Annotated in this window: 24 protein-coding genes and 1 riboswitch; of the genes, 12 read left to right on the top strand and 12 right to left on the bottom strand. The window is 59.5% G+C overall.

The genetic code is table 11. The features are described 5' to 3' along the window. Positions 1-5: 5 nt before the first annotated feature. A riboswitch (SAM-SAH riboswitch) is annotated at positions 6-53 on the bottom strand. Between the two features lie 32 nt (positions 54-85). From lnt to SIC14_RS09410, 4 genes are read right to left on the bottom strand one after another with little or no spacing between them, the layout of a single operon-like run. Continuing rightward, positions 86-1600, bottom strand: coding sequence for an apolipoprotein N-acyltransferase (gene lnt / locus SIC14_RS09425; RefSeq protein WP_412565571.1), 1515 nt, complete (start codon positions 1598-1600; stop codon positions 86-88). A gap of 2 nt (positions 1601-1602) precedes the next feature. After that, positions 1603-2487 carry a hemolysin family protein gene (locus SIC14_RS09420; RefSeq protein ID WP_412565570.1) on the bottom strand — a complete coding sequence of 295 codons (885 nt, stop codon included), beginning with the start codon at positions 2485-2487 and terminating at the stop codon, positions 1603-1605. A gap of 40 nt (positions 2488-2527) precedes the next feature. Beyond that, positions 2528-3022, bottom strand: a complete 495-nt coding sequence (ybeY, locus tag SIC14_RS09415; RefSeq protein WP_412565569.1) for an rRNA maturation RNase YbeY — start codon at positions 3020-3022, stop codon at positions 2528-2530. A 45-nt stretch (positions 3023-3067) separates the two neighbouring features. Beyond that, on the bottom strand, positions 3068-3463 hold the full coding sequence (locus SIC14_RS09410; RefSeq protein WP_412565568.1) for an MAPEG family protein: 396 nt from the start codon (positions 3461-3463) through the stop codon (positions 3068-3070). A 118-nt stretch (positions 3464-3581) separates the two neighbouring features. Between SIC14_RS09410 and SIC14_RS09405 the strand changes: the two genes are divergently transcribed. Further along, positions 3582-4175, top strand: coding sequence for a TetR/AcrR family transcriptional regulator (locus tag SIC14_RS09405; protein WP_412565567.1), 594 nt, complete (start codon positions 3582-3584; stop codon positions 4173-4175). Between the two features lie 69 nt (positions 4176-4244). Here SIC14_RS09405 and SIC14_RS09400 read toward each other — a convergent pair whose 3' ends face one another. The 4 genes from SIC14_RS09400 to miaB all read right to left on the bottom strand — a co-directional run bounded on the left by SIC14_RS09400 (position 4245) and on the right by miaB (position 7997). Continuing rightward, positions 4245-5252, bottom strand: a complete 1008-nt coding sequence (locus SIC14_RS09400) for a PhoH family protein (RefSeq protein ID WP_412565848.1) — start codon at positions 5250-5252, stop codon at positions 4245-4247. Between the two features lie 185 nt (positions 5253-5437). Continuing rightward, entirely contained in the window at positions 5438-5752 is a 315-nt protein-coding gene (locus tag SIC14_RS09395; protein WP_412565566.1) for a hypothetical protein, read from the bottom strand. Positions 5753-5767: 15 nt separating this feature from the next. Further along, positions 5768-6322 (bottom strand): OmpA family protein, encoded by a 555-nt coding sequence (locus SIC14_RS09390; protein ID WP_412565565.1) that lies wholly within the window; start codon positions 6320-6322, stop codon positions 5768-5770. 337 nt (positions 6323-6659) lie between these two features. Continuing rightward, positions 6660-7997, bottom strand: coding sequence for a tRNA (N6-isopentenyl adenosine(37)-C2)-methylthiotransferase MiaB (gene miaB / locus SIC14_RS09385; protein ID WP_412565564.1), 1338 nt, complete (start codon positions 7995-7997; stop codon positions 6660-6662). Positions 7998-8226: 229 nt separating this feature from the next. On the opposite strand from miaB, the gene SIC14_RS09380 reads away from it, so the two are divergent. After that, entirely contained in the window at positions 8227-9096 is an 870-nt protein-coding gene (locus tag SIC14_RS09380) for a hypothetical protein (protein WP_412565563.1), read from the top strand. 172 nt (positions 9097-9268) lie between these two features. Here the strand turns inward: SIC14_RS09380 and fabB are convergent, their stop codons facing one another. The 3 genes from fabB to fabA form a co-directional block, all read right to left on the bottom strand. Next, a complete protein-coding gene (gene fabB, locus SIC14_RS09375; protein WP_412565562.1) occupies positions 9269-10498 on the bottom strand; it encodes a beta-ketoacyl-ACP synthase I in 1230 nt (409 codons plus the stop codon). Positions 10499-10596: 98 nt separating this feature from the next. Next, the gene (locus tag SIC14_RS09370; protein WP_412565561.1) at positions 10597-10845 is read right to left on the bottom strand and encodes a hypothetical protein; all 249 of its coding nucleotides are present in this window, start codon (positions 10843-10845) and stop codon (positions 10597-10599) included. A gap of 81 nt (positions 10846-10926) precedes the next feature. Then, positions 10927-11436 carry a bifunctional 3-hydroxydecanoyl-ACP dehydratase/trans-2-decenoyl-ACP isomerase gene (fabA, locus tag SIC14_RS09365; protein WP_412565560.1) on the bottom strand — a complete coding sequence of 170 codons (510 nt, stop codon included), beginning with the start codon at positions 11434-11436 and terminating at the stop codon, positions 10927-10929. A 240-nt stretch (positions 11437-11676) separates the two neighbouring features. Here fabA and irrA point away from each other — a divergent pair, with 240 nt between their 5' ends. Beyond that, the gene (gene irrA / locus SIC14_RS09360; protein ID WP_412565559.1) at positions 11677-12099 is read left to right on the top strand and encodes an iron response transcriptional regulator IrrA; all 423 of its coding nucleotides are present in this window, start codon (positions 11677-11679) and stop codon (positions 12097-12099) included. Between the two features lie 83 nt (positions 12100-12182). Here irrA and SIC14_RS09355 read toward each other — a convergent pair whose 3' ends face one another. After that, on the bottom strand, positions 12183-12611 hold the full coding sequence (locus SIC14_RS09355) for an FKBP-type peptidyl-prolyl cis-trans isomerase (RefSeq protein WP_412565558.1): 429 nt from the start codon (positions 12609-12611) through the stop codon (positions 12183-12185). Positions 12612-12844: 233 nt separating this feature from the next. Here SIC14_RS09355 and SIC14_RS09350 point away from each other — a divergent pair, with 233 nt between their 5' ends. The 9 genes from SIC14_RS09350 (at position 12845) to SIC14_RS09310 (ending at position 19977) form a co-directional block, all read left to right on the top strand. Beyond that, entirely contained in the window at positions 12845-13531 is a 687-nt protein-coding gene (locus SIC14_RS09350; protein ID WP_412565557.1) for a haloacid dehalogenase type II, read from the top strand. Further along, a complete protein-coding gene (locus tag SIC14_RS09345; RefSeq protein WP_412565556.1) occupies positions 13531-14361 on the top strand; it encodes an alpha/beta fold hydrolase in 831 nt (276 codons plus the stop codon). The genes SIC14_RS09350 and SIC14_RS09345 overlap by 1 nt, the downstream gene beginning before the upstream one ends. Positions 14362-14368: 7 nt before the next feature. Further along, positions 14369-15343: a threonine/serine dehydratase gene (locus SIC14_RS09340; protein WP_412565555.1), complete on the top strand. Its 975-nt coding sequence runs from the start codon at positions 14369-14371 to the stop codon at positions 15341-15343. Positions 15344-15381: 38 nt separating this feature from the next. Beyond that, complete coding sequence (locus SIC14_RS09335; RefSeq protein ID WP_412565554.1) at positions 15382-16572, top strand: endonuclease/exonuclease/phosphatase family protein; 1191 nt, start codon at positions 15382-15384, stop codon at positions 16570-16572. Positions 16573-16730: 158 nt separating this feature from the next. Further along, positions 16731-17519, top strand: coding sequence for a 3-oxoadipate enol-lactonase (pcaD, locus tag SIC14_RS09330; RefSeq protein ID WP_412565553.1), 789 nt, complete (start codon positions 16731-16733; stop codon positions 17517-17519). After that, positions 17512-17904: a 4-carboxymuconolactone decarboxylase gene (pcaC, locus tag SIC14_RS09325; RefSeq protein ID WP_412565552.1), complete on the top strand. Its 393-nt coding sequence runs from the start codon at positions 17512-17514 to the stop codon at positions 17902-17904. The genes pcaD and pcaC overlap by 8 nt, the downstream gene beginning before the upstream one ends. Beyond that, positions 17901-18653, top strand: a complete 753-nt coding sequence (gene pcaH / locus SIC14_RS09320) for a protocatechuate 3,4-dioxygenase subunit beta (RefSeq protein ID WP_412565551.1) — start codon at positions 17901-17903, stop codon at positions 18651-18653. The genes pcaC and pcaH overlap by 4 nt, the downstream gene beginning before the upstream one ends. Next, the gene (gene pcaG, locus SIC14_RS09315) at positions 18653-19252 is read left to right on the top strand and encodes a protocatechuate 3,4-dioxygenase subunit alpha (protein ID WP_412565550.1); all 600 of its coding nucleotides are present in this window, start codon (positions 18653-18655) and stop codon (positions 19250-19252) included. The genes pcaH and pcaG overlap by 1 nt, the downstream gene beginning before the upstream one ends. Next, positions 19252-19977 (top strand): alpha/beta fold hydrolase, encoded by a 726-nt coding sequence (locus tag SIC14_RS09310; RefSeq protein WP_412565549.1) that lies wholly within the window; start codon positions 19252-19254, stop codon positions 19975-19977. Before pcaG ends, SIC14_RS09310 begins: the two co-directional genes overlap by 1 nt. Positions 19978-19983 lie beyond the last annotated feature (6 nt).

Raw genomic sequence — 19983 nt, 5'->3', positions numbered from 1 at the left:
AAAAGTGCTCCATTCAGTCTGCCTGCCACGTCAGGAAGCCGTTGTGGTAGGGAATAACACTGGTTACGCCGCCCCCGCTTGGGGGTCAATCGTCAATACGACGCATTTTTGCGCCATTGAGGCTAAATACGACAAGAAGCGCCACTATCGTAGCAAGTGCGGCAAAATAATCACCAGCTCTCGTATAGAGTGTAGGCTCAGACGGTGGCGGCAGAGGGTGGTCCAGATGCCCCGCAACCCCCAATGGCAACTCAGCCAGCACCCGGCCCTTGGCATCAATCACCGCAGAAACCCCGGTATTTGCGGCGCGGATCAGCGGCAGACCCTGCTCAATGGCCCTAAGCCGCGCCTGCGCAAGATGTTGATAGGGGCCCGACACTTGCCCGAACCAGGCATCATTGGTCAGTTGCATCAAGAAGGCCGGACGGTCGGGCGCCGCATTGACGTCGTTGGGAAACACGGCTTCGTAGCAGATCAAAGGCAAGGCCTTGCCCAACCCACCCAAATCCAACAGCTGTGGCGCTGGACCCGCAGAAAACCCGTTGCCCTGCGTCGCCGCAAGGCCATGAATGCCAAAGCGCGCCAACAGATCCCCAAAGGGCACGTATTCGCCAAAGGGCACGAGGTGGTGTTTGTCATAGAGCGGCCCAAGCGTGCCATCAGGCTGCAGAACCACGGCCGTGTTAAACACCTGCCGGTCCTCGTAACGCTGAATACCAAAGACAATGGGCACGCCATTCGCGGCCTGCGCCATAACCTTTCGGGTGTCCTCCAAACGATTCAGCGCAACCGGCACCGAGGTTTCAGGCCAGACAATCAGATCCGGACGTGGCAGGGCAGCAGTCGCCTCAATCTGGCGACGGAAGAACGTCGGGATATGTGCCGGATCCCACTTTTGATGCTGTGGCGCATTGGGCTGCACCAGACGCACCACCGGTCGTTCAGAGAGGTTCTCTGCCGGCCCCAACAACGCCAGCCCTCCCCCCCAAAACGCAACTCCGGCGGCGACACCCAAACCGGCCCATCGCAGACGGGTGGCACAACTTGCGACCGCAACTGCCGCAGTCAATGCCAGAGCCGTCAACCCATGTGGCCCGATGAAAGCCACCCATTGCGCAACCGGTGTCGGGATCCACAGATGGCCAATCAGTGCCCAGGGAAAGCCGGTGAAAATATAGGACCGGATCAGCTCAGCCCCCGTGAGCGCCGCGATCCAAGCCACGCCCCCGCCGCCCAGCCGATGCGCAAGCATCCCTGCGCCTCCCCAAAACAGCGCCAGCCCGCCTGCCATCAAAACCAAGGCAAAGGGGGCCATCCAGCCATGCCGGGCAAGGTCGACGAGGAAGGGTTCAACAATCCAGCTGAGCGCCAAGGCGAAATAGCCGAAGCCTGCAGCCCACCCGCGCCAAAAACCTTGCCGTGAAGAGGCCGCCGCCTGCGCCCGCAGATACATTAGGGCAAACCCTAATAGCGCCAAAGGCCACAGATCAAGCGGTGCCTGCCCCAAAGCGGCCAGTACACCTGCCCCCACAGACGTGACAAAACCGCGCCGACCAACCGGCGCGGTCAAGCCCGTTATCACGGAGGCAAACCGCGCCATCCTCAGCTGTCGGTTTTCAGCCGCACACGCAGCCGTTTGATCCGGCGCGGATCGGCGTCAACAACCACAATCTCATGCCCATCGGGATGCTGCACGATCTCGCCACGCGCGGGCACCCGGCCGCAGAGCACAAACACCAGCCCGCCCAGCGTGTCGATCTCCTCTTCGTCGATCTCTTCGCTGTCGGTCAACGACAGGCCAATCTCTTCCTCGAATTCATCCAAAGGGGTTTTGGACAGCGCCAGATATTGCCCCGGCTTTTCCGTGGTCCAGAACTGATCCTCTTCGGTGTCGTGTTCGTCCTCAATTTCCCCGACAACCTGTTCGATCAGGTCCTCGATGGTCAAAAGCCCATCCACGCCGCCGTATTCATCAATCACCAGTGCCATATGCCGCCGTTCTGTCTGCATCTTCTGGAGCAGCACCCCCAGCGACATCGAGGGCGGCACATAGAGCAAAGGCCGCAGCATGTCAGTCAGCGAAAACGCCTCGCCCCCGGTGCCATTAAAACCGTGCTGCAGGGCAAAGTCTTTCAGGTGGATCATCCCCAGAGGGGTATCCAGCGTGCCATTGAACACCGGCAAACGGGTGAAACCCGTTTCTCGGAACACTGTGACCAGCTGATCTTTGGTGAAGGTTTCTGGAACCGCAACAATATCCGCCTTGGGGATCGCCGCATCGCGCACGCGCACACGCCCCAGGGTCTTCATCAATGTCTGATGTTCCACACGCGGCAGATCAGGATGGTTCGCCGCAGCAACCTCAAGCCCAGCCGCAGCTGTGGCTTTTGTTCCGAAAATCCGCTTCAAAATGCCCCGTTGCGGGGGCTCGCTCTCAGGCTGCGCGCGCTGCGCCGCCGTAGAAGAGCCGTCAGGTCCGTCGCCCATTTTACCTTTCCAAGTTCACATCCGAGGCAAAACCGCCCCGTTATTCTCCATTATATGGGTCAGGCAGACCCATTTTGCCAAGTATTTCGACCTCAATCCCCTCCATCAACGTGGCATCCTTGTCACGGATGTGATCGTAGCCCAGCAAATGCAGGGTTGCGTGGACCAACAGATGGGTGAGGTGATCGGCAAAGGGCTTGGCGGCAGCCTCAGCTTCGCGCAGGCAGGTTTCATAGGCAATCGCAATATCGCCAAGTTCGGGATCAGGCCCTTCCGGCGCCTCAGGTGTGCCACCGTCCTCGGCAGCGCCGCGTTCCTCCGAAGGCCAGGACAACACGTTGGTCGCCTTGCCCTTATCCCGAAATTCTTCGTTCAGCTCGGCGATGCGGGCGTCGTCGCAGCCCATCACACAGAGCTCCCAGGCCTCCGGATCAAAGCCCAGTTGCACCAGCGTTGCGTCAGATGCAACCACGGCCAGTGTTTCCAGTCCGGCCTCTTCCCAACGCGGGTCTTCTATTACCACATCAACAGTCATGCCCCGCGCATATCGCAACCGATCGCGCGGGGAAAGCAAAACCGATTACGACACAGAAGTCACCAGCGCATAGACCATGTAGAGCAGCGCCAGCACCGATACCAAAAAGAACGGCACTCGGGCAAAATGGATGCCGCTATAATACATCACCACAAACCCCAGCCGCGCCAGAACCACCACCATCGCCGCCGTTTCGATCGCCGGTGTGGCTGCCCCCATGAAGACAGCCGCGGCAAGGATCGGCACGATATAGGCCGCACTTTCCACCTGATTGTTGTAGGCACGGGAAATCCGCAGCGGCAGCCCCGAACGTTCGACCTTGGGCCGATTGGAGGAAAACCCGAAGCCAAACCCATGCACGATGTAAGTGGTCTGAATTTCAATACTCAATGTGGCCAAGGTCAGAACCCCGAACCACAACAATGCCATTTCAACCGCCATAACCTTCTCCATCTATCTGCGCCGCTTGCGGTTCTCCCGCAAATGCAGCATTCTATCCACATGACTAGATTAATCTATCCAGCTGGATAGAAAGTCAACGCAAGACTTGGAGATACCGATGGCGCGCCCAAAAAAAACCGATCCAGACGCCGCCTTGATGGCGGCAATGCTGCTGTTCTGGCGCGAAGGCTACCACGCCCTTGGCACCCGCCAGATTGAGGAAGAAACCGGTATCACCCGCTTCACTCTGCAAACCAGCTACGGCGGCAAAAAGGCCCTGTTTCTCAAGGCACTGGACCACTACCTGGATATGTTTGACAAGCACCTCGCGCCAGCGATGCAAACAGGAAAACTGGACGGTCTATCGGCCTGGCTGCAGGATCTGCCCGCCCCTGAAGCACTGCGGCCGCAACTTTGTCATGGCTGCCTGATGATCAACTCGATCCTCGCCTTCCCACGCAGCGACGAAGAGGTGAACCTGCGGGCGGCCAGATATTTCACCCAATTGCGGGCGGCCTTTGCAACGGCGCTGCAACAGGCCCGTGATTCGGGCGAGCTTGCGCCGGATTTCGACTGCGCGATCGGCGCCGAGGTTCTTCTGGCCCTGTCCATGAGCCGCAACATCACCAACAAATCCGCCGCTGAGAACGCCGCCCCTCAGACCGTTGGCATCGCCGCAGCCACACTGATTGACAGCTGGCGCCAAAACTAAAGGGCAGCAAAACGCCGCCCTTTCTTCTTGGTTCAAATATCCCCGCCGGAGGCGGAAATCAGCGCGGGCCTAGCCCCGCGCCTCTTCCTTCTCATAGGCCTCGATGATGGCAGCAACCAGCGGGTGGCGTACCACGTCCTTGGAGGTGAAGTAGTTGAAGCTGATCTTAGGGATCCGCTGCAGCATGCGCTCCGCATCATGCAGGCCTGAGGACACGCCCCGGGGCAGATCCACCTGCGACCGGTCACCGGTGATCACCATGCGTGAACCTTCGCCCAGGCGGGTCAGGAACATTTTCATCTGCATCGACGTGGCGTTTTGCGCTTCATCGAGCACCACAAAGGCATTCGCCAGCGTCCGCCCACGCATAAAAGCCAGAGGGGCAATCTCGATCCGTTTCTCTTCGATCAGCTTTGCCACCTGTTTGGCAGGCAGGAAGTCATTCAGCGCGTCATAAAGCGGCTGCATGTAAGGATCGACCTTGTCCTTCATATCACCGGGCAGGTAGCCCAGCTTTTCGCCTGCCTCAACCGCCGGACGGCTGAGGATGATGCGATCCACCGCACCGTCTATGAACATCGACACCCCAACCGCAACAGCCAGATAGGTTTTGCCGGTGCCGGCCGGGCCAATGCCAAAGGCCAGTTCGTTTTCGAACAGGCTCTTCACATAGGCCTGCTGCGCCTCGGTGCGTGGTTCCACCCGTTTCTTGCGGGTCTTGATCTCGACCCGACCACCGCGGAACATCTCCAGCTGATCGCCATCCCGCGCGCCATCGGCTGCGGCCTCGTCGCCGGGCCCCATGCGGATCTCACGATCGATATCACCCGATTCGACCTCGCGGCCTTCCTCCAGGCGCTCATAGAGCCCCTGCAACACGGCCTCGCACTCGGCCACGGCTTCGCTGCCGCCATGCACAGACAATTGGTTGCCCCGGCGCAGGATATGCACCCCCATCTTCTGCTCTATCGCCGCCAGATTGCGGTCATACTCGCCACAAAGGTCGATCAGCAAACGATTGTCGGGAAATTCCAGTACGGCTTCGCTGAGGCTGTCAGGGTCATCGGGGTGGGTCATGGTGCTGGTTGGCAAACAGATCTCCTTGCTGGGGCCTTCCTAAATCGAGTCGAGGGCCTTGGACCAATGGTGCCAAACACGCCCCCTCTCCGCAAGATATAGTGCTTGTTTATGACATTTCCCGCACAAAAACGCCGCCAGCTTCAGCAGCGGCGGCGTTTTTCTTTGGCGATGTAGACCCGGGTTTACAGCGGATCGAAGATGAAAGTGCCGTTTTTAAACGGCCCCGTGGCCGTTTCCGGCGGCGCTGCATTTGAGCAGACATGTTTGCCATATTTGTCGCGACGGGCGTCCGCATAGCCTTCAACGCCATCGTCGATGATCCAGTGATCACACCCGTTCGGGTCAACCCAGATGCCCGCCACAAGCTGGCTCAGGTGTTTCTTATCCGTGCCACGGTCGCGGGTCTTATCCGCCTGGACCGGCGCGTGCCCACCGGTTTCACAGGCGGTCAGCAGACCAAACGCGGCGAGGGCCATAGTGGCTTTAACCAAAGTCATTCTCTTCTCCCTCGCTTACTGGAAGCACATGATTTCAACGCGACGGTTTTCCTGCATCCCTGCAGCCGTCCCATTGGAGGCGCGCGGCATCCGCTCACCGTAGCCGCGCACGTCGATGACCTGCACACCTGTGGAGGCGGCCACTTTGGCCACGGCATTGGCGCGGTTGTAGCTGAGACGCATGTTGTAGGCGTCTGAGGCGCGGCTGTCGGTGTGGCCGACGATCACAAAGGCACGTGCATCAGCCGATTGGAAGAACTGCTGCAGGCGGGTTTTGCCCGAAGAGTTGATCCGGTAGCTGTCGGTGGCAAACAGCTGGTCGGTGTTGACCGTGCCGCAAAGGTTCAGGTCACGACAGACCGGCAGGCCTTCACGTGTCAGGTGCGGGGTCATGTAGCCCTCGGCACCGTCATCCATCACCCAATGTTCACATCCATCCGGATCGATCCAAATGGTCGGAATATAACGCTCTGACCGTGTCTCTTGTGCCGAAGCTGTCTGAACCGCGCCCGCGATCCCCAGAGCCGACACAACGGCACAGGTCATAGCAGTACGAAATGCCTTGATCATCATTTTCGCCAGCCCTGTCCTATGTTTCCGTGTCCCCACGAAGCTTCCCCCCAGAAATACAGCAGCAAAGGGCGCTCCGAATTCAAATTATTCCATAAGTTTAACAAGTTTGCTTGGTAATGAAAGTTTTATTCACACCGACCGCTACTAGATTTGGAAACAATACCGCGAGCTTACACAAAAAGCTGTGGGTTTTGGCGACAATCCCGTGGGGCGACACCTCGGTTCGCGCCAGCCAAAGACGTACACCCAAATACAAAACAGCCCCCGCGCGAAAGCGGAGGCTGCCTGAATCACAAGATGAATCATTTCAAGATGTTATTGCAACAACACCCCGTCAGCGGATGATCTCACCCGCCAGAGAGTTGGCGCCGCTGTCGACAATGCGCACCCGGGCGATTTCGCCGATCTCAGTACCAGCATTGGCCACATGTACAGCGTGCAGGTAATCGGATTTGCCGACCATCTGACCTTCGAAACGGCCCTTTTTCTCAAACAGGACCGAAACTTCGCGCCCCACCATACCGTCCTGAATGGCGCGCTGCTGCTCGGTGATCAGCGCCTGCAAGCGGTGCAGTCGTTCGGTGGCAACCGCATCCTCCACCAGAGCGCGTTCGGCGGCCGGCGTGCCAGGACGGGTCGAGTATTTGAAGCTGAAGGCCTGCCCGTAATTCACTTCGCGGATCAGGGCCATGGTGTCCTCAAAGTCCTGGTCATCTTCCTCCGGGAAGCCAACGATAAAATCACCCGAAATGAGGATGTCCGGCCGCGCCGCACGAATACGTTCGATCAAGCGCAGATAGCTTTCCGCTGTGTGGCTGCGGTTCATCCGTTTCAAGATCTTGTCGCTGCCCGATTGCACCGGCAAGTGCAGATAGGGCATCAGTTTTTCGCACTCACCATGGGCGGCAATCAGATCATCGTCCATGTCATTTGGGTGGCTGGTGGTGAAGCGGATGCGCTCCAAGCCATCAATGTCATTGAGGGCCCAGATCAGCTGTGCCAGCGACCAGGTGCCGTTGCTGCCCTGCCCGTGGTAGGCGTTAACGTTCTGTCCCAGCAAAGTGATTTCGCGCACGCCACGCTCAACCAGATCCCGTGCTTCTGTCAAAACCCGCTCCACCGGACGGCTGACCTCAGCGCCACGGGTATAGGGCACGACACAGAAAGCACAGAATTTGTCGCAGCCCTCCTGCACCGTCAGGAAGGCGGCAGGCGCGCGGCGCGCTTTCGGCCGGTTCTTCAACTTCTCGAATTTGTCTTCTTCAGGGAAGTCGGTGTCCAACGCCTTCTCACCGGCCCGCGCCTTGGCTTCCATCTCGGGCAAACGGTGATAGGCCTGCGGGCCCACCACCAGATCGACCAGCGGCTGACGGCGCATGATTTCTTCACCCTCAGCCTGCGCAACACAGCCCGCCACACCGATCTTCAGATCGGGCTTTTCCGCCTTCAGACCTTTGAAACGGCCCAGCTCTGAATAGACCTTCTCCGCCGCTTTTTCGCGAATGTGACAGGTGTTCAGCAGGATCATATCCGCATCATCAGGTGTATCGGTCTCAACATACCCCTCGCCGCCCAGCGTTTCGGCCATCCGTTCGCTGTCATAGACATTCATCTGACAGCCATAGGTCTTGATGAAGAGTTTCTTCGGATCGCTGTTCTTCGCTTCGCTCATGAGCTTGTCCTGACTAAGTCCTGTGCGCGGTCCCGCGGCGTGGGTGGCGGGTTCTGCAATAAGCAAAACCACCTGCGTTTCAAAGCGTGCTCCTATACCAGAAACAGGGTCACTTGCAATGCAGGGCGATATGACCGAATTTGGGGCAAAGCACGCTGGGATCCAGCCCCGCGGCACCGGTCTGACACCACGCAGGCCGAAGGTGAATTTGAACAGGCAGATTTTGGCAATGCACTACAACAGTCTGACAGACTTCTTCCTTAAGAGCCGCAGCGTTCTGAACAAAGGCCCGATTGCGATGGTCTTTGCCGAGGATGAGGCCGAAATCGACACCAGCCTGCGCCATCTGCTAAACAGCGGTTTCATGGCGGTCCTGGTTTTCATGCCGGACGAGTTTGCCCTGGCCGAGGACGTCATCCCGATGGTTCACCGCATCACCTATAACCCGCTGGAACAGGACGCGCTCAGCACTGCGGTTAATCAGGTGATCGACGTCACCCCGAACCAATGGCTGTTTTACTGTTACAACGCCGAATATCTATTCTACCCGTTTTGCGAGACCCGCACCATTGGCGAAATGCTGGCCTTTCACACTGAGGAACGCCGCTTTTCGATGCTGACCTATGTGGTCGACCTCTATGCTGACAATCTGCAACGCCATCCCAATGCCGTATCGCTGGACACCGCACATCTGGACAAATCGGGGTATTACGCCCTGGCCCGCCCGGATCCAGGCAACCACAATCACCCCAAAGAACGGCAGCTGGATTTCTACGGCGGATTGCGCTGGCGCTACGAAGAACACATCCCCGCCAAACGCCGCAAGATTGACCGGATTTCCCTGTTCCGCGCCAAACCAGGGTTGAAACTGCGCGAAGATCACAGTTTCAACGACGAAGAATACAACACCTACGCCTGCCCCTGGCACAACAACCTAACCGCCGCGATCTGTTCTTTCCGCACCGCCAAGGCGCTGAAACGCAATCCCGGCTCGACCTATGACATCGACAGTTTCCGCTGGCACAATTCAACACCGTTTGAATGGCACTCGCGCCAGCTTCTGGATCTGGGCCTGATGGAACCGGGGCAGTGGTTCTGAACAGAGCCTGACCATTCTCACACTTGGAAAGGTGCCGCCGCCTCCGGCGGGAGTATTTTGGCCAAGATGAAATCCGTTTTTACTTTGCCACAAATACTCACCGCGGGCCGTAAGGCCCCAAAAAGAAAGAGCGCCCCGAGGGGCGCCCAATTTGACTTAACTTCAAAACCGCTTAAGCGCGGTATTTCGACATCAACATGGAGCCGTTGGTGCCGCCAAAGCCGAAGCTGTTGGTCATCACCGTATCAAGGCCCGCGTTTTCCACCAGTGAAGTGGCAATCTCAGCCGGGTTCAGTGCCGGATCCAGCGTTTCGACATTGATCGACGGAATGATGAAATCATGTTCCAACGCCAGCAGGCAGTAGATGGCTTCCTGCGCACCAGTCGCGCCTTGGCTGTGGCCGGTCATCGATTTGGTCGAGGAGATCACCGGAGTCTGGCCTTCGCCAAAGACGCGGCGCACCGCTTCGACTTCGCCAACATCGCCCACCGGAGTCGAGGTGCCATGTGCATTGATGTAGCTGACCTTGCGGACCTCCGCCAAGGTCGACAGGGCCACACGCATTGCGCGCTCCCCGCCTTCACCCGAGGGGGCCACCATATCTGCACCGTCCGAGGTGGCGCCGTAGCCGGTGACTTCGGCATAGATCTTGGCGCCGCGTGCCTTGGCATGCTCCAGCTCTTCCAGCACCACGATGCCGCCGCCGCCGCCAATCACAAAGCCGTCGCGGTTTGCATCAAAGGCGCGCGAGGCTTTCTCCGGCGTGTCATTAAACTTCGAGGACATCGCGCCCATCGCGTCAAACAGGCAGCTCAGGGTCCAGTCCAACTCTTCGCCACCGCCGGCAAACATCACATCCTGCTTGCCCATCATGATCTGCTCGGCCGCGTTGCCGATGCAGTGCAATGAGGTCGAACAGGCCGAGGTGATCGAATAGTTGATGCCTTTGATCTGGAACGCGGTTGCCAGGTTCGCAGAGACGGTCGAGCACATGGTTTTTGGCACCGCAAACGGGCCGATCCGTTTGGTTGCGCCGGTTTTGAGCACGGTCTGATGCGCCGCCAGCATGGCCGAGGTCGACGGCCCACCCGAGCCGGCCACCAAACCGGTGCGCGGGTTGATGATCTCTTTTTCTTCCAGACCGGAATCGGCAATCGCCTGCTGCATCGCGATATGGGCGTAGGCCGCACCGGGGCCCATGAAGCGCAGGGTCCGTTTATCGACATGATCGGCGACGTTCAGTTTGATGTCGCCCGCAATCTGGCTGCGGAACCCATGTTCCTTCATCGCCTCATTGGCGGTGATGCCGGACTTGCCAGCCTTGAGCGAGGCCAGAACCTCTTCTGCATTGTTGCCGATGGACGAAACAACGCCCAAGCCTGTAACGACGACACGACGCATACGTGCACTCCCTTAATTGCTTATGCCTTAGTAGGGCATTGCGGTGGGAAGGTGCAAGGTGGGCGTTTGGCACGGCAAACAGCAGCGCGACTAGCCCCTCATCCGCACCGGTGGCCTAGCAGCAGCCAAATCCCCAGCGGCACCACCAGCGTGGCAATTGCGATGGTGGCGGAGGTGCGGTCATGGGCAACTTTTTCGACGCCGACCATGGCCTTGAACGTCTGGCCGATGCTCAGATGGTGTTTGCGTTTGAGGTAGAGCGCCAGCGCCGCGGCGCCGAGAACAAACAGCAGCGAGGGCAACGGGAAGGCTGCGTTGACGCAGGTTGTGAGTTCTTCTGGTGTCATGAACGGGGCCTCCCGTGCGGGTCAGAAACACTCAGGCCGGCCACGATGGGCCGGCCTGAAAAACACGATTGAAAGTGCGGATCAGCTTTCGCTGAGGGCCACTTTCATGTCTTTCACCTGATAGATCACCTCACCATCGGCTTCGACGATCCCATCGGCAACGCCCATGGTCAGGCGGCGGGTCTGGATCGCTTTGGTGAAATCAATCTTATAGGTCAGCATCTTCCGGTCAGGGCGCACCATGCCGGTCAGTTTAACCTCGCCCACGCCCAGCGCGTAGCCACGGCCCTGCCAGCCGCGCCAGCCAAGGTTGAAGCCGGTCAGCTGCCACAGACCGTCCAGCCCCAGACAGCCGGGCATGATCGGGTTGCCGGGGAAGTGGCAGTCAAAGAACCAAAGGTCCGGGGTGATGTCGAATTCGGCCAGCACGTGTCCTTTACCATGTGCACCGCCATCCCCGGAGATTTCGGTGATCCGGTCCATCATCAGCATGGGCGGGGCGGGCAGCTGGGCATTGCCTTCGCCAAAGAGCTCGCCTCGGGCACATTTCAGAAGGTCTTCTTTGTCGAAGCTGCTCGGATATTGGGCCATTGGGGCGCCCCCTTGGGATAGTCTGTTACAGTCTTGCCTCCTCTAGCACCCCGTTTGCAGCCCGCGCAAGCCTTGCCCCAATTGCGGCTCCTCAATCGTGGCAGCGGCGTCGCAGCTTTGCCAGAAACAGCAGTGCCGCAGGGGCAGACAGCAGTGCGCGCTGCTATTGAGAACTGTTTTCATTTGAATTCCGACCCCTTGAGTCCCTATATTAGCCGAAGTGAATAAGGACGTGACTCGATGACGGTCTCTCAAGAAGCAACCCAGCGGGGTTCGAAATGGCTGGCGGGTGCCGGTCTTCGCCCCACACGGCAGCGTGTCGCCTTGGCCAGCCTGTTGGTCGGAGACGGCCAAGATCGCCATGTCACCGCCGAAAGCCTGTTTGCCGCCGTGCGCGACAATGGCGAAAGCGTGTCTCTGGCCACGGTCTACAACACCCTGCGGGCCTTTTGCGAAGCAGGGCTGATGCAGGAGGTGACGGTGGATGGGTCGAAAAGCTATTTTGACACCAACACCCACGACCATCCCCATTTCTTCTGGGAAGATGACGGTGCCCTGACCGATGCCCCTGCCGAACAGCTAAAGATCGTGCAACTGCCCGAACCGCCGGAAGGGGCCGAAATCAGCGCCGTCGATGTGGTGATCAAGCTGCGTCGGAAATAGCCGGTCGCAACACTCGTCTAAAATGGAAAAGGCCCCGCATTTGCGAGGCCTTTTGTCTTTCTGGCAAGCACCTTTGCTAAGGCTCAGGCGATCGAAACCAGTTCGATGGCAAAGGTCAGATCCTTGCCGGCCAGCGGGTGGTTGGCGTCCAGCGTGATCTCTTCGTCGGTTACGGCAACGATTGTCACCGGCAGAACCTGACCGTCTGGGGTCTGCATCTGCAGCTGCAGGCCTTCTTCGGCAGGGATGTCTTTCGGGAAATCAGCCCGCGGCAAGGTCTGGCGCGCGCCGGGCTGCACAGGTCCGTAGGCTTCGTCCGCAGGAATTTCGACGGTTTTCTTGTCGCCCACTTCCATGCCGGGAATGGCCTTGTCGAGACCGGGAATGATCTGGCCACCGCCGACGGTGAACTCCAGCGGGTCACGGCCCTCGGAGCTGTCAAAGACGGAGCCGTCCGCCAGAGTGCCGGTGTAGTGAAGACGCACGGTGTCGCCCGATTTGACCTGAGCCATGATAAGTCCTGTTCATTTGGGATGGGTTAACGCAGGGGCCGCCGGTCCTTTGCCGCGCGGGGGGCCTGAAATGATGCGTGACCCTAGCCGCGCGCCCAATGGAATGCAAATCTGCACCCGATGTTGGTCACGCACTGCCAGAACTGGACGCAAAAACCGACAAAACTACGTGGTTCTCCGCTCTTTTTTCGGGGATCGCCCCGTGCAACCCTATCCTCAAGGAGGAGGACGTGATGGCAATCACTACCTGCATTTTTGACGCCTATGGCACCCTGTTTGATGTGGCATCCGCTGCCCGCCGTGCGGCCGCGGAGCCAGGGCGAACCGCCTTGGCCGAACGCTGGCCCCAGCTGGCAGAACATTGGCGTCTGAAACAGCTGCAATACAGCTGGCTGCGCGCCGTCACGGGGGATTACACCGATTTCTGGCAGGTGACGCAGGATGGGCTGGACTGGGCGCTGGAAGCCACTGATCTGGGTGGCGATCCTGAGCTGCGTGAACGACTTCTGGCGCTTTACTGGGAATTGCAGGCCTACAAGGAAGTCCCCGAAATGCTGGCCGCGCTGAAAGCGGCTGGGCTGAACAACGCGATACTGTCCAATGGCTCGCCAGATATGTTGGACGGCGCGGTGCAATCGGCGGGCATCGCCGCGCATCTCGATGATGTCCTTTCTGTTGCGGACGTGGGCATCTTCAAACCCGCCGCCGTGGTCTATGACATGGTGGGTAAGCGTTTTTCCTGCACCAAAGACGAAGTCCTCTTCGTCTCCTCCAACGGATGGGACGCCGGATCGGCGGCGGGCTATGGCTTTACCACTGCTTGGGTCAACCGTGCAGACGATCCCGTTGACCGGCTACCGGGGCGTCCGCACCACATCCTTTCCGACCTCACAACACTCCCCGAACTCACGAGGACCTGATGCCAAGATTCACCACCTCTGACGGCCTGTCACTTGCCTATGAAGACGCAGGCCAAGGCCTGCCGGTTCTCTGCCTGTCGGGTCTAACCCGCAATGCGCGTGATTTTGATTTTGTTGCGCCACAAATTCTGGCCGGTCACCGGATGATCCGGCTGGATTATCGCGGCCGCGGACAGTCGGATTGGGCGGAGGACCATCTGACCTACACGGTGATGCGTGAGGCGCAGGACGCTCTGGAACTGATGGATCATCTGGGGCTGGACAAGGCCGCGATCCTTGGCACATCGCGCGGCGGGTTGATCGGCATGGGGTTGGCAGCGACGGCGAAGGACCGGATCCTGGGCGTGGTGATGAATGACATTGGCCCGGTTCTGGAGGCCGAAGGGCTGGATGTCATCATGGGTTATCTCGGCATCCATCCCGATTTCCCCGATTTCGACACGATGGCGCAGGCCCGCAAAGTGGCAATGGAGGGGCAATTCCCTGGTGTCCCCCTAGAACGCTGGCGCAAGGAAGTCACTCACACCCACAAGGAAACCCCTGAAGGGGTGCGCCTGAACTACGACCCGAAACTGCGCGATGCTGTGGTTGAGGCGGGCGCGGCGGGGGATGTGGATCTGTGGCCCTTCTTCGACGCCATTGCACCTTTGCCCTGCGCGGTGATCCACGGGCTGAACTCAGATCTGCTGAGCACGGCAACGGTGGATGAAATGAAACGACGCAACCCCGAATTGATTGTTGCCCGCGTGCCGGATCGTGCGCATATTCCCTTCTTGGACGAGGCCGAAGCGCAAGCGGCCTTGGCCACTTGGTTGGAGCAATTGTCATAGGCACATAATGAACATCGAGATGATCGAAGCCGCCGCCACGCGGTTAGAGGGCCACGCCCGCAAAACCCCTCTCTTGGCCTCCCCGTTTCTGGATGAGATCGCCGGACGTCGTCTCTTTGTGAAGCCGGAGTGTTTGCAGCACACCGGCAGCTTCAAGTTCCGCGGCGGTTGGGCCGCTTTGTCGGCGATGGATGCTGAAACGCGGGCCAAAGGGGTGCTGGCGTTTTCCAGCGGCAACCACGCGCAGGGCGTCGCCTATGCCGCCAAAAGGCACGGCGCACCGGCAGTGATCATCATGCCCGCCGACGCCCCACAGCTGAAGATCGACAACACCCGCGCTCTGGGCGCGGAGGTGGTGCTGTATGATCGCCAGAACGAAAGCCGCGAAGAAATTGGTGACCGGTTGCAGGCCGAACGCGGTCTGACCCTGGTGAAACCCTATGACGAACCCGAAGTGATCGCCGGTCAAGGCACCTGCGGGCTTGAGATTGCCGCGCAGGCAGCAGAGCTGGGCATCACAGAGGCAGAGGTGGTGGTTTGCTGCGGCGGTGGCGGTTTGACCAGCGGCATTGCACTGGCTTTGGAAAATCACGCCTCCGGCCTTAAGGTGCGACCTGCCGAGCCAGAAGGCTTTGATGACGTCAAACGCTCGCTCGAAAGCGGGAGGATTGAGAAAAACCCAGCAATGGGCGGCAATATCTGCGACGCCATTTTAACACCTGCGGCGGGTGACATCACCTTCCCGATTATGAAGCGCCTCTGCGGACCCGGCATCGCCGTGAGCGAGGACGAATGCCTGCAGGCCATGGCCCTTGCCTTTCTGCGGTTGAAGCTGGTGGTGGAACCGGGCGGTGCAGCCGCGCTGGCGGCGGCGCTGTTTCATGGGAAAGAATTGCAATCTGACACCGTGATCGCAACGATTTCAGGCGGTAACGTCGACCCTGAGATGTTCACGCGGGCTCTGCAGGCCTATGGCACCTAAGGCTCGCTAATCCCGCATCCCCCAAGAGGAGACCCCAGATGACCCGCGCCTTGATCGCCAGCTTCAACCTGAAAAACCTGATTGGACCGGATCAGGAATATTACACGTTCCAAAGCTACACCCCCGAGGAGTACGCTTGGAAAGAAGACTGGTGTGCGGAACAAATCCTGTCGATGGATGCGGATATCATCGGGTTCCAGGAAGTCTTTGAAGAAGAGGCGCTGCGCAATGTGATTGCCGAAGCGGATGCGCGCGGGCTTGCCCTCAACGAGGCGGTGATCCCCGACCGAACCAAACGGTACCGGAAAAAGGCGATCTTCCGCAAACTGGGCTACACGGCTTATGGCGATGCCGCCTTGGCCTTTGCCCCCAACGTGAATGACGGCGTGCCGGGCGAGCGACGACCGGGGGTGGCGGTGGTGTCACGCTTTGGTTTTTTGGGTGAGCCCGAGGTCATTCAGGTTCTGCCGGAGCCGCTGGACATCCCCTTCCGCGATCTGACCGGCGAGGATGCGGGCCACTACCGTCTGACCCGCCTGTCGCGCCCAATCCTGAAGGTGCGCATTCCGATCGGCAAACAGGTCGTCACTCTGTTCAACTGCCATCTGAAATCCAAGCTCGGCGAATATGACCGTTCCCCAGAGGCCGAGTTTGCCCCGGCTGCCGATCTGACCCGCTACGATCCTGTGGCCCGCGCAATGGGCAATCTGCGCGCCGGTCTACGCCGGATGGCCGAAGCCTGGGTGATGCGTCGCGCCATTGTGGAAGAGCTGGAACAGGGCCGTCCAGTGGTGGCGCTTGGTGATTTCAACGACGGGGAACACTCAGTCAGCTCCGAGATTATTTCGGGCGAAGCGCCGTTTCGCAACTACGCCTGGATGCTGCGCCATGACGCCAAAGACCACGGCGACCGTTACAGCAAGGATGACAGCAAACGCATCACTGCGGCGGTTGAGAAGGTGCGGCTGCATTCGGCCGAACGGTTGTTCATCCGCAAAAGCACCCGCGACATGGTGTACACCTCGGCCTTTGGCGGCAGCTACGAAAGCATCGACCAGATTTACCTCAGCCGCCACTTTCTGCCCGAAACCACGGGCGCAATAGGCGAGATGGAGTATTTCAGCTGTCTGAATGACCACATCACCGACGGCGCACACCCCGAAGCGCCGTACAACAAACTGGCGTCAGATCACGGACAGATCATGGCGCATCTGCGGCTGGACGACTAACAGCGCGGTCGATTTTCCCATTGGGGCATCGCTCTGACCAACCGAACTTAATTGACGATGCCAATTAAATTCGGTTTCCTATGCCCACGCGATTGACGCCGCGCAGGTGGGGGATCAGAGTCCGCCCAACCTCCGTGGCACCAAAACAGGACGACCCCATGCCCAAGGCACTCCTCGACGATCTAACGCTGCATTATGTTGAAGATGGCGACCCTGAAGGCGCGCCGCTGGTTTTTGTCAACTCCCTCGGCACTGATACACGGGTCTGGGATGACGTGATCCCCCTGCTGCCCAAGGGGCTGCGGATCATCCGGTTTGACAAACGCGGCCACGGTCAAAGCGATTGCCCCCCTGCCCCCTATGCAATGGGCACCTTGGTGCGGGATACGGAACAGCTGCTGGATCATTTGCAGGTTAAGGATGCCGTGCTGGTCGGCCTGTCCATTGGCGGCATGATTGGTCAGGGCTTGGCGGTGAAACGGCTGGACCTTTTGCGCGGGCTGGTCCTGTCTAACACTGCTGCAAAGATCGGCCAGCCCAGGATGTGGCAGGACCGGATCGACGCACTGCAAGCTGGCGGCATGGCGGCGCTGGTCGACAATATTCTGGAACGTTGGTTTACTAAACCCTTCCGTGCCTCCGAGGCGGCAGCGGAATGGCGGCAGCGCCTGCTCGACACGCCGCGGGAGGGATACATCGGTTGCTGTGCGGCCATTGCAGGCACCGATTTTTACACGCCGACCAGCGGGCTCCGTCTGCCAACACTGGGCATTGCCGGTTCCGATGACGGTTCAACCCCAGCGGATCTGGTGCGTGAAACGGTTGATCTGATCCCTGGCAGTAAGTTCAAGCTGATCCGTCGCGCCGGTCATATCCCCTGTGTCGAACAGCCCGAAATCTATGCCGAAGCGCTCACCACCTTCCTGAAGGAGATCGGCCATGTCTAAGGACACCCCGCGCTATGCCAAGGGCATGGAGGTCCGCCGCCGCATTCTTGGCGACACTCATGTTGACCGCGCCGAGGCGGCCAAAACCCCGCTGGATGAACCGTTTCAGCAGCTGATCACCGAAGGCGCCTGGGGCACGGTCTGGGCCAGTGACGGGATCAGCGACCGCGACAGATCCATGCTGACGCTGGCACTGCTGGCCGCGCTTGGCAATTTCGACGAGATCCCGATGCACATCCGCGCCACCGCCCGCACAGGTGCCAGCAAGGAAGATGTTCTGGAAACCTTCCAGCATGTCGCCGTTTATGCGGGTGTGCCCCGCGCCAACCATGCCCTGAAACTCGCCAAAGCCACCTACGCCGAGATGGAAAAGGACGCCGAATGAGCGAACATCCCCCCCGCTACCGCGATCAAGGCCCGCTGATCCCGCGCAACCGCGCGGCCCATCCGGTACCTTATGATCCGGATTACAAAACCTCCGTTGCCCGTTCCCCGCAGCAACCACTCTTGTCAATGGAAAGCACCCTGTCCGAGGAAACCGGACCCCGTTTTGGCCACTCCACCCTTGGGCCGCTGGACAACAATCTGATCCTGAACCACTCGAAGGATCCGGCGCAGCCCGCGATGGGTGAACGCATCCTGATGCATGGGCGGGTGCTCGATGAAACAGGCCGCCCCGTACCGCAGACTTTGGTGGAAATCTGGCAGGCCAACGCAGGTGGCCGTTACCGTCATGTGAAAGACGGCTATCTGGCACCGCTGGACCCGAACTTTGGCGGCTGTGGCCGCACCCTGACCGATGACAACGGCTACTACGAGTTTCTGACCATCCGCCCCGGTGCCTATCCCTGGCCCAACCGTGGCAATGACTGGCGCCCAATGCACATCCATGTCTCGGTCTTTGGACACAGCTTCGGCCAGCGATTGATTACCCAGATGTATTTCGAAGGCGACCCGCTGATCGACCGCTGCCCGATCGCCGCCACGGTGAAATCCCGCAGCCAGCTGGACCGTTTGGTGGCCCCCTTGGATATGGCCAAGGCACGGCCCCTGGATTTCTTAGCATATAAATTCGACATCGTGCTGCGCGGCAGCCGCCAGACCATGTTTGAAAACCGGATGGAGGGTCTGTGATGGTCCAGAAACTCGACACATTGCTGGAAACCCCCAGCCAGACCGCCGGGCCTTACGTGCATATCGGCTGTATCCCCAGCTTTGCCGGGCTGGAAGGCGTCTACCCCGAAGACCTCGGCCTGCGCGCCATTGAAGACGGCGCCAAGGGTGAGGTCATCACCATCACCGGATCGATCTATGACGGCACCGGCTGGGCCATGCGCGACGCGATGATGGAAAGCTGGCAAGCCGATGCTGCGGGCTTGTTCCCCGGCCAAGCCGGGGCGGATCCCAAGGTCAATGGCTTTTGCCGCTTTCCCGCAGACAAAGACAGCGGAGAGTTCACCCTGACCACGGTCAAGCCCGGCGCAACCCCGACCCGGGCAGGCGGTCAGCAAGCCCCGCATATCGCGCTGTGGATTGTCGCCCGTGGCATCAACATCGGCCTGCAGACCCGCATCTATTTTGAAGATGAGGACAATACCAGCGACCCTCTGCTGTCCCGTATTGAACAGCGCAACCGTCTGGACACCCTACTGGCCAAGAAAACAGGCGCTGGCCAGTACCGTTTCGACATTCACCTACAAGGGGCACAGGAAACTGTGTTTTTGGATCTCTGATGGCGCGTTTTCTGCTGATCCACGGCTCGGCCCACGGGGCTTGGTGCTACCGTGAGCTGATCCCCGCCCTGACGGCTTTGGGCCATCAGGCAACCGCAATTGATCTGCCCAGTCACGGCGACGATCCCACCCCCTATCAGGAGGCCACGCTGTCAGGTTACGCCGACCGGATTGTCAGCGAACTGCAAGCTATCGGGGAAGAGGTCATCCTGCTGGGGCACTCGATGGGCGGCTATCCGATTTCACTGGCCGCAGAACGTCTGCCCGAACGGGTCAAACACCTTGTCTATCTGTGTGCCTATGTGCCCAAACCCGGTTTCTCCCTCAACGATCGCCGTCGCGAGGCCGAGGAACAGCCGCTGATGGAGGCGATCCAACTGACCGAAGACGGTCTTGGCTGGACCGTAGGCGATGATGACCTGAACCGGCTGTTCTATCACGACTGCCCGCCCGGCACTGTTGATCTGGCCAAAGCGCATCTGACCATTCAGGCGCGTGAACCCTCGACCGTATCGATAGAAACCACCGCGCGTTACGCCGCTATTCCGCGCAGTTACATCCGCTGCATAAACGACGGAACGATCCCACCATCCTATCAGGTCACCATGTCCGAGGACTGGCCAAGTGAACGGGTCTTCTCTATGGACTGCGGGCATTCGCCCTTTTTTGCCGATCCCACAGGTCTGGCGGGGCGTCTGGATCAGATCGCACGCGACATAACATAAGGGTTT

This window comes from Thalassobius sp. MITS945101, from assembly GCF_047123305.1.
Taxonomy (GTDB): domain Bacteria; phylum Pseudomonadota; class Alphaproteobacteria; order Rhodobacterales; family Rhodobacteraceae; genus Thalassobius.
The sequence above is the reverse complement of the archived record's forward strand: the minus strand, read 5'-3'. Positions and strand labels throughout refer to the sequence as shown.

What these genes read in the sequence shown, in the direction of transcription:
- lnt (WP_412565571.1), bottom strand. Translation starts at nt 1,600, where the DNA reads ATGGCGCGGTTTGCCTCCGTGATAACGGGCTTGACCGCGCCGGTTGGT.
- SIC14_RS09420 (WP_412565570.1), bottom strand. Translation starts at nt 2,487, where the DNA reads ATGGGCGACGGACCTGACGGCTCTTCTACGGCGGCGCAGCGCGCGCAG.
- ybeY (WP_412565569.1), bottom strand. Translation starts at nt 3,022, where the DNA reads ATGACTGTTGATGTGGTAATAGAAGACCCGCGTTGGGAAGAGGCCGGA.
- SIC14_RS09410 (WP_412565568.1), bottom strand. Translation starts at nt 3,463, where the DNA reads ATGGCGGTTGAAATGGCATTGTTGTGGTTCGGGGTTCTGACCTTGGCC.
- SIC14_RS09405 (WP_412565567.1), top strand. Translation starts at nt 3,582, where the DNA reads ATGGCGCGCCCAAAAAAAACCGATCCAGACGCCGCCTTGATGGCGGCA.
- SIC14_RS09400 (WP_412565848.1), bottom strand. Translation starts at nt 5,252, where the DNA reads ATGACCCACCCCGATGACCCTGACAGCCTCAGCGAAGCCGTACTGGAA.
- SIC14_RS09395 (WP_412565566.1), bottom strand. Translation starts at nt 5,752, where the DNA reads ATGACTTTGGTTAAAGCCACTATGGCCCTCGCCGCGTTTGGTCTGCTG.
- SIC14_RS09390 (WP_412565565.1), bottom strand. Translation starts at nt 6,322, where the DNA reads ATGATCAAGGCATTTCGTACTGCTATGACCTGTGCCGTTGTGTCGGCT.
- miaB (WP_412565564.1), bottom strand. Translation starts at nt 7,997, where the DNA reads ATGAGCGAAGCGAAGAACAGCGATCCGAAGAAACTCTTCATCAAGACC.
- SIC14_RS09380 (WP_412565563.1), top strand. Translation starts at nt 8,227, where the DNA reads ATGCACTACAACAGTCTGACAGACTTCTTCCTTAAGAGCCGCAGCGTT.
- fabB (WP_412565562.1), bottom strand. Translation starts at nt 10,498, where the DNA reads ATGCGTCGTGTCGTCGTTACAGGCTTGGGCGTTGTTTCGTCCATCGGC.
- SIC14_RS09370 (WP_412565561.1), bottom strand. Translation starts at nt 10,845, where the DNA reads ATGACACCAGAAGAACTCACAACCTGCGTCAACGCAGCCTTCCCGTTG.
- fabA (WP_412565560.1), bottom strand. Translation starts at nt 11,436, where the DNA reads ATGGCCCAATATCCGAGCAGCTTCGACAAAGAAGACCTTCTGAAATGT.
- irrA (WP_412565559.1), top strand. Translation starts at nt 11,677, where the DNA reads ATGACGGTCTCTCAAGAAGCAACCCAGCGGGGTTCGAAATGGCTGGCG.
- SIC14_RS09355 (WP_412565558.1), bottom strand. Translation starts at nt 12,611, where the DNA reads ATGGCTCAGGTCAAATCGGGCGACACCGTGCGTCTTCACTACACCGGC.
- SIC14_RS09350 (WP_412565557.1), top strand. Translation starts at nt 12,845, where the DNA reads ATGGCAATCACTACCTGCATTTTTGACGCCTATGGCACCCTGTTTGAT.
- SIC14_RS09345 (WP_412565556.1), top strand. Translation starts at nt 13,531, where the DNA reads ATGCCAAGATTCACCACCTCTGACGGCCTGTCACTTGCCTATGAAGAC.
- SIC14_RS09340 (WP_412565555.1), top strand. Translation starts at nt 14,369, where the DNA reads ATGAACATCGAGATGATCGAAGCCGCCGCCACGCGGTTAGAGGGCCAC.
- SIC14_RS09335 (WP_412565554.1), top strand. Translation starts at nt 15,382, where the DNA reads ATGACCCGCGCCTTGATCGCCAGCTTCAACCTGAAAAACCTGATTGGA.
- pcaD (WP_412565553.1), top strand. Translation starts at nt 16,731, where the DNA reads ATGCCCAAGGCACTCCTCGACGATCTAACGCTGCATTATGTTGAAGAT.
- pcaC (WP_412565552.1), top strand. Translation starts at nt 17,512, where the DNA reads ATGTCTAAGGACACCCCGCGCTATGCCAAGGGCATGGAGGTCCGCCGC.
- pcaH (WP_412565551.1), top strand. Translation starts at nt 17,901, where the DNA reads ATGAGCGAACATCCCCCCCGCTACCGCGATCAAGGCCCGCTGATCCCG.
- pcaG (WP_412565550.1), top strand. Translation starts at nt 18,653, where the DNA reads ATGGTCCAGAAACTCGACACATTGCTGGAAACCCCCAGCCAGACCGCC.
- SIC14_RS09310 (WP_412565549.1), top strand. Translation starts at nt 19,252, where the DNA reads ATGGCGCGTTTTCTGCTGATCCACGGCTCGGCCCACGGGGCTTGGTGC.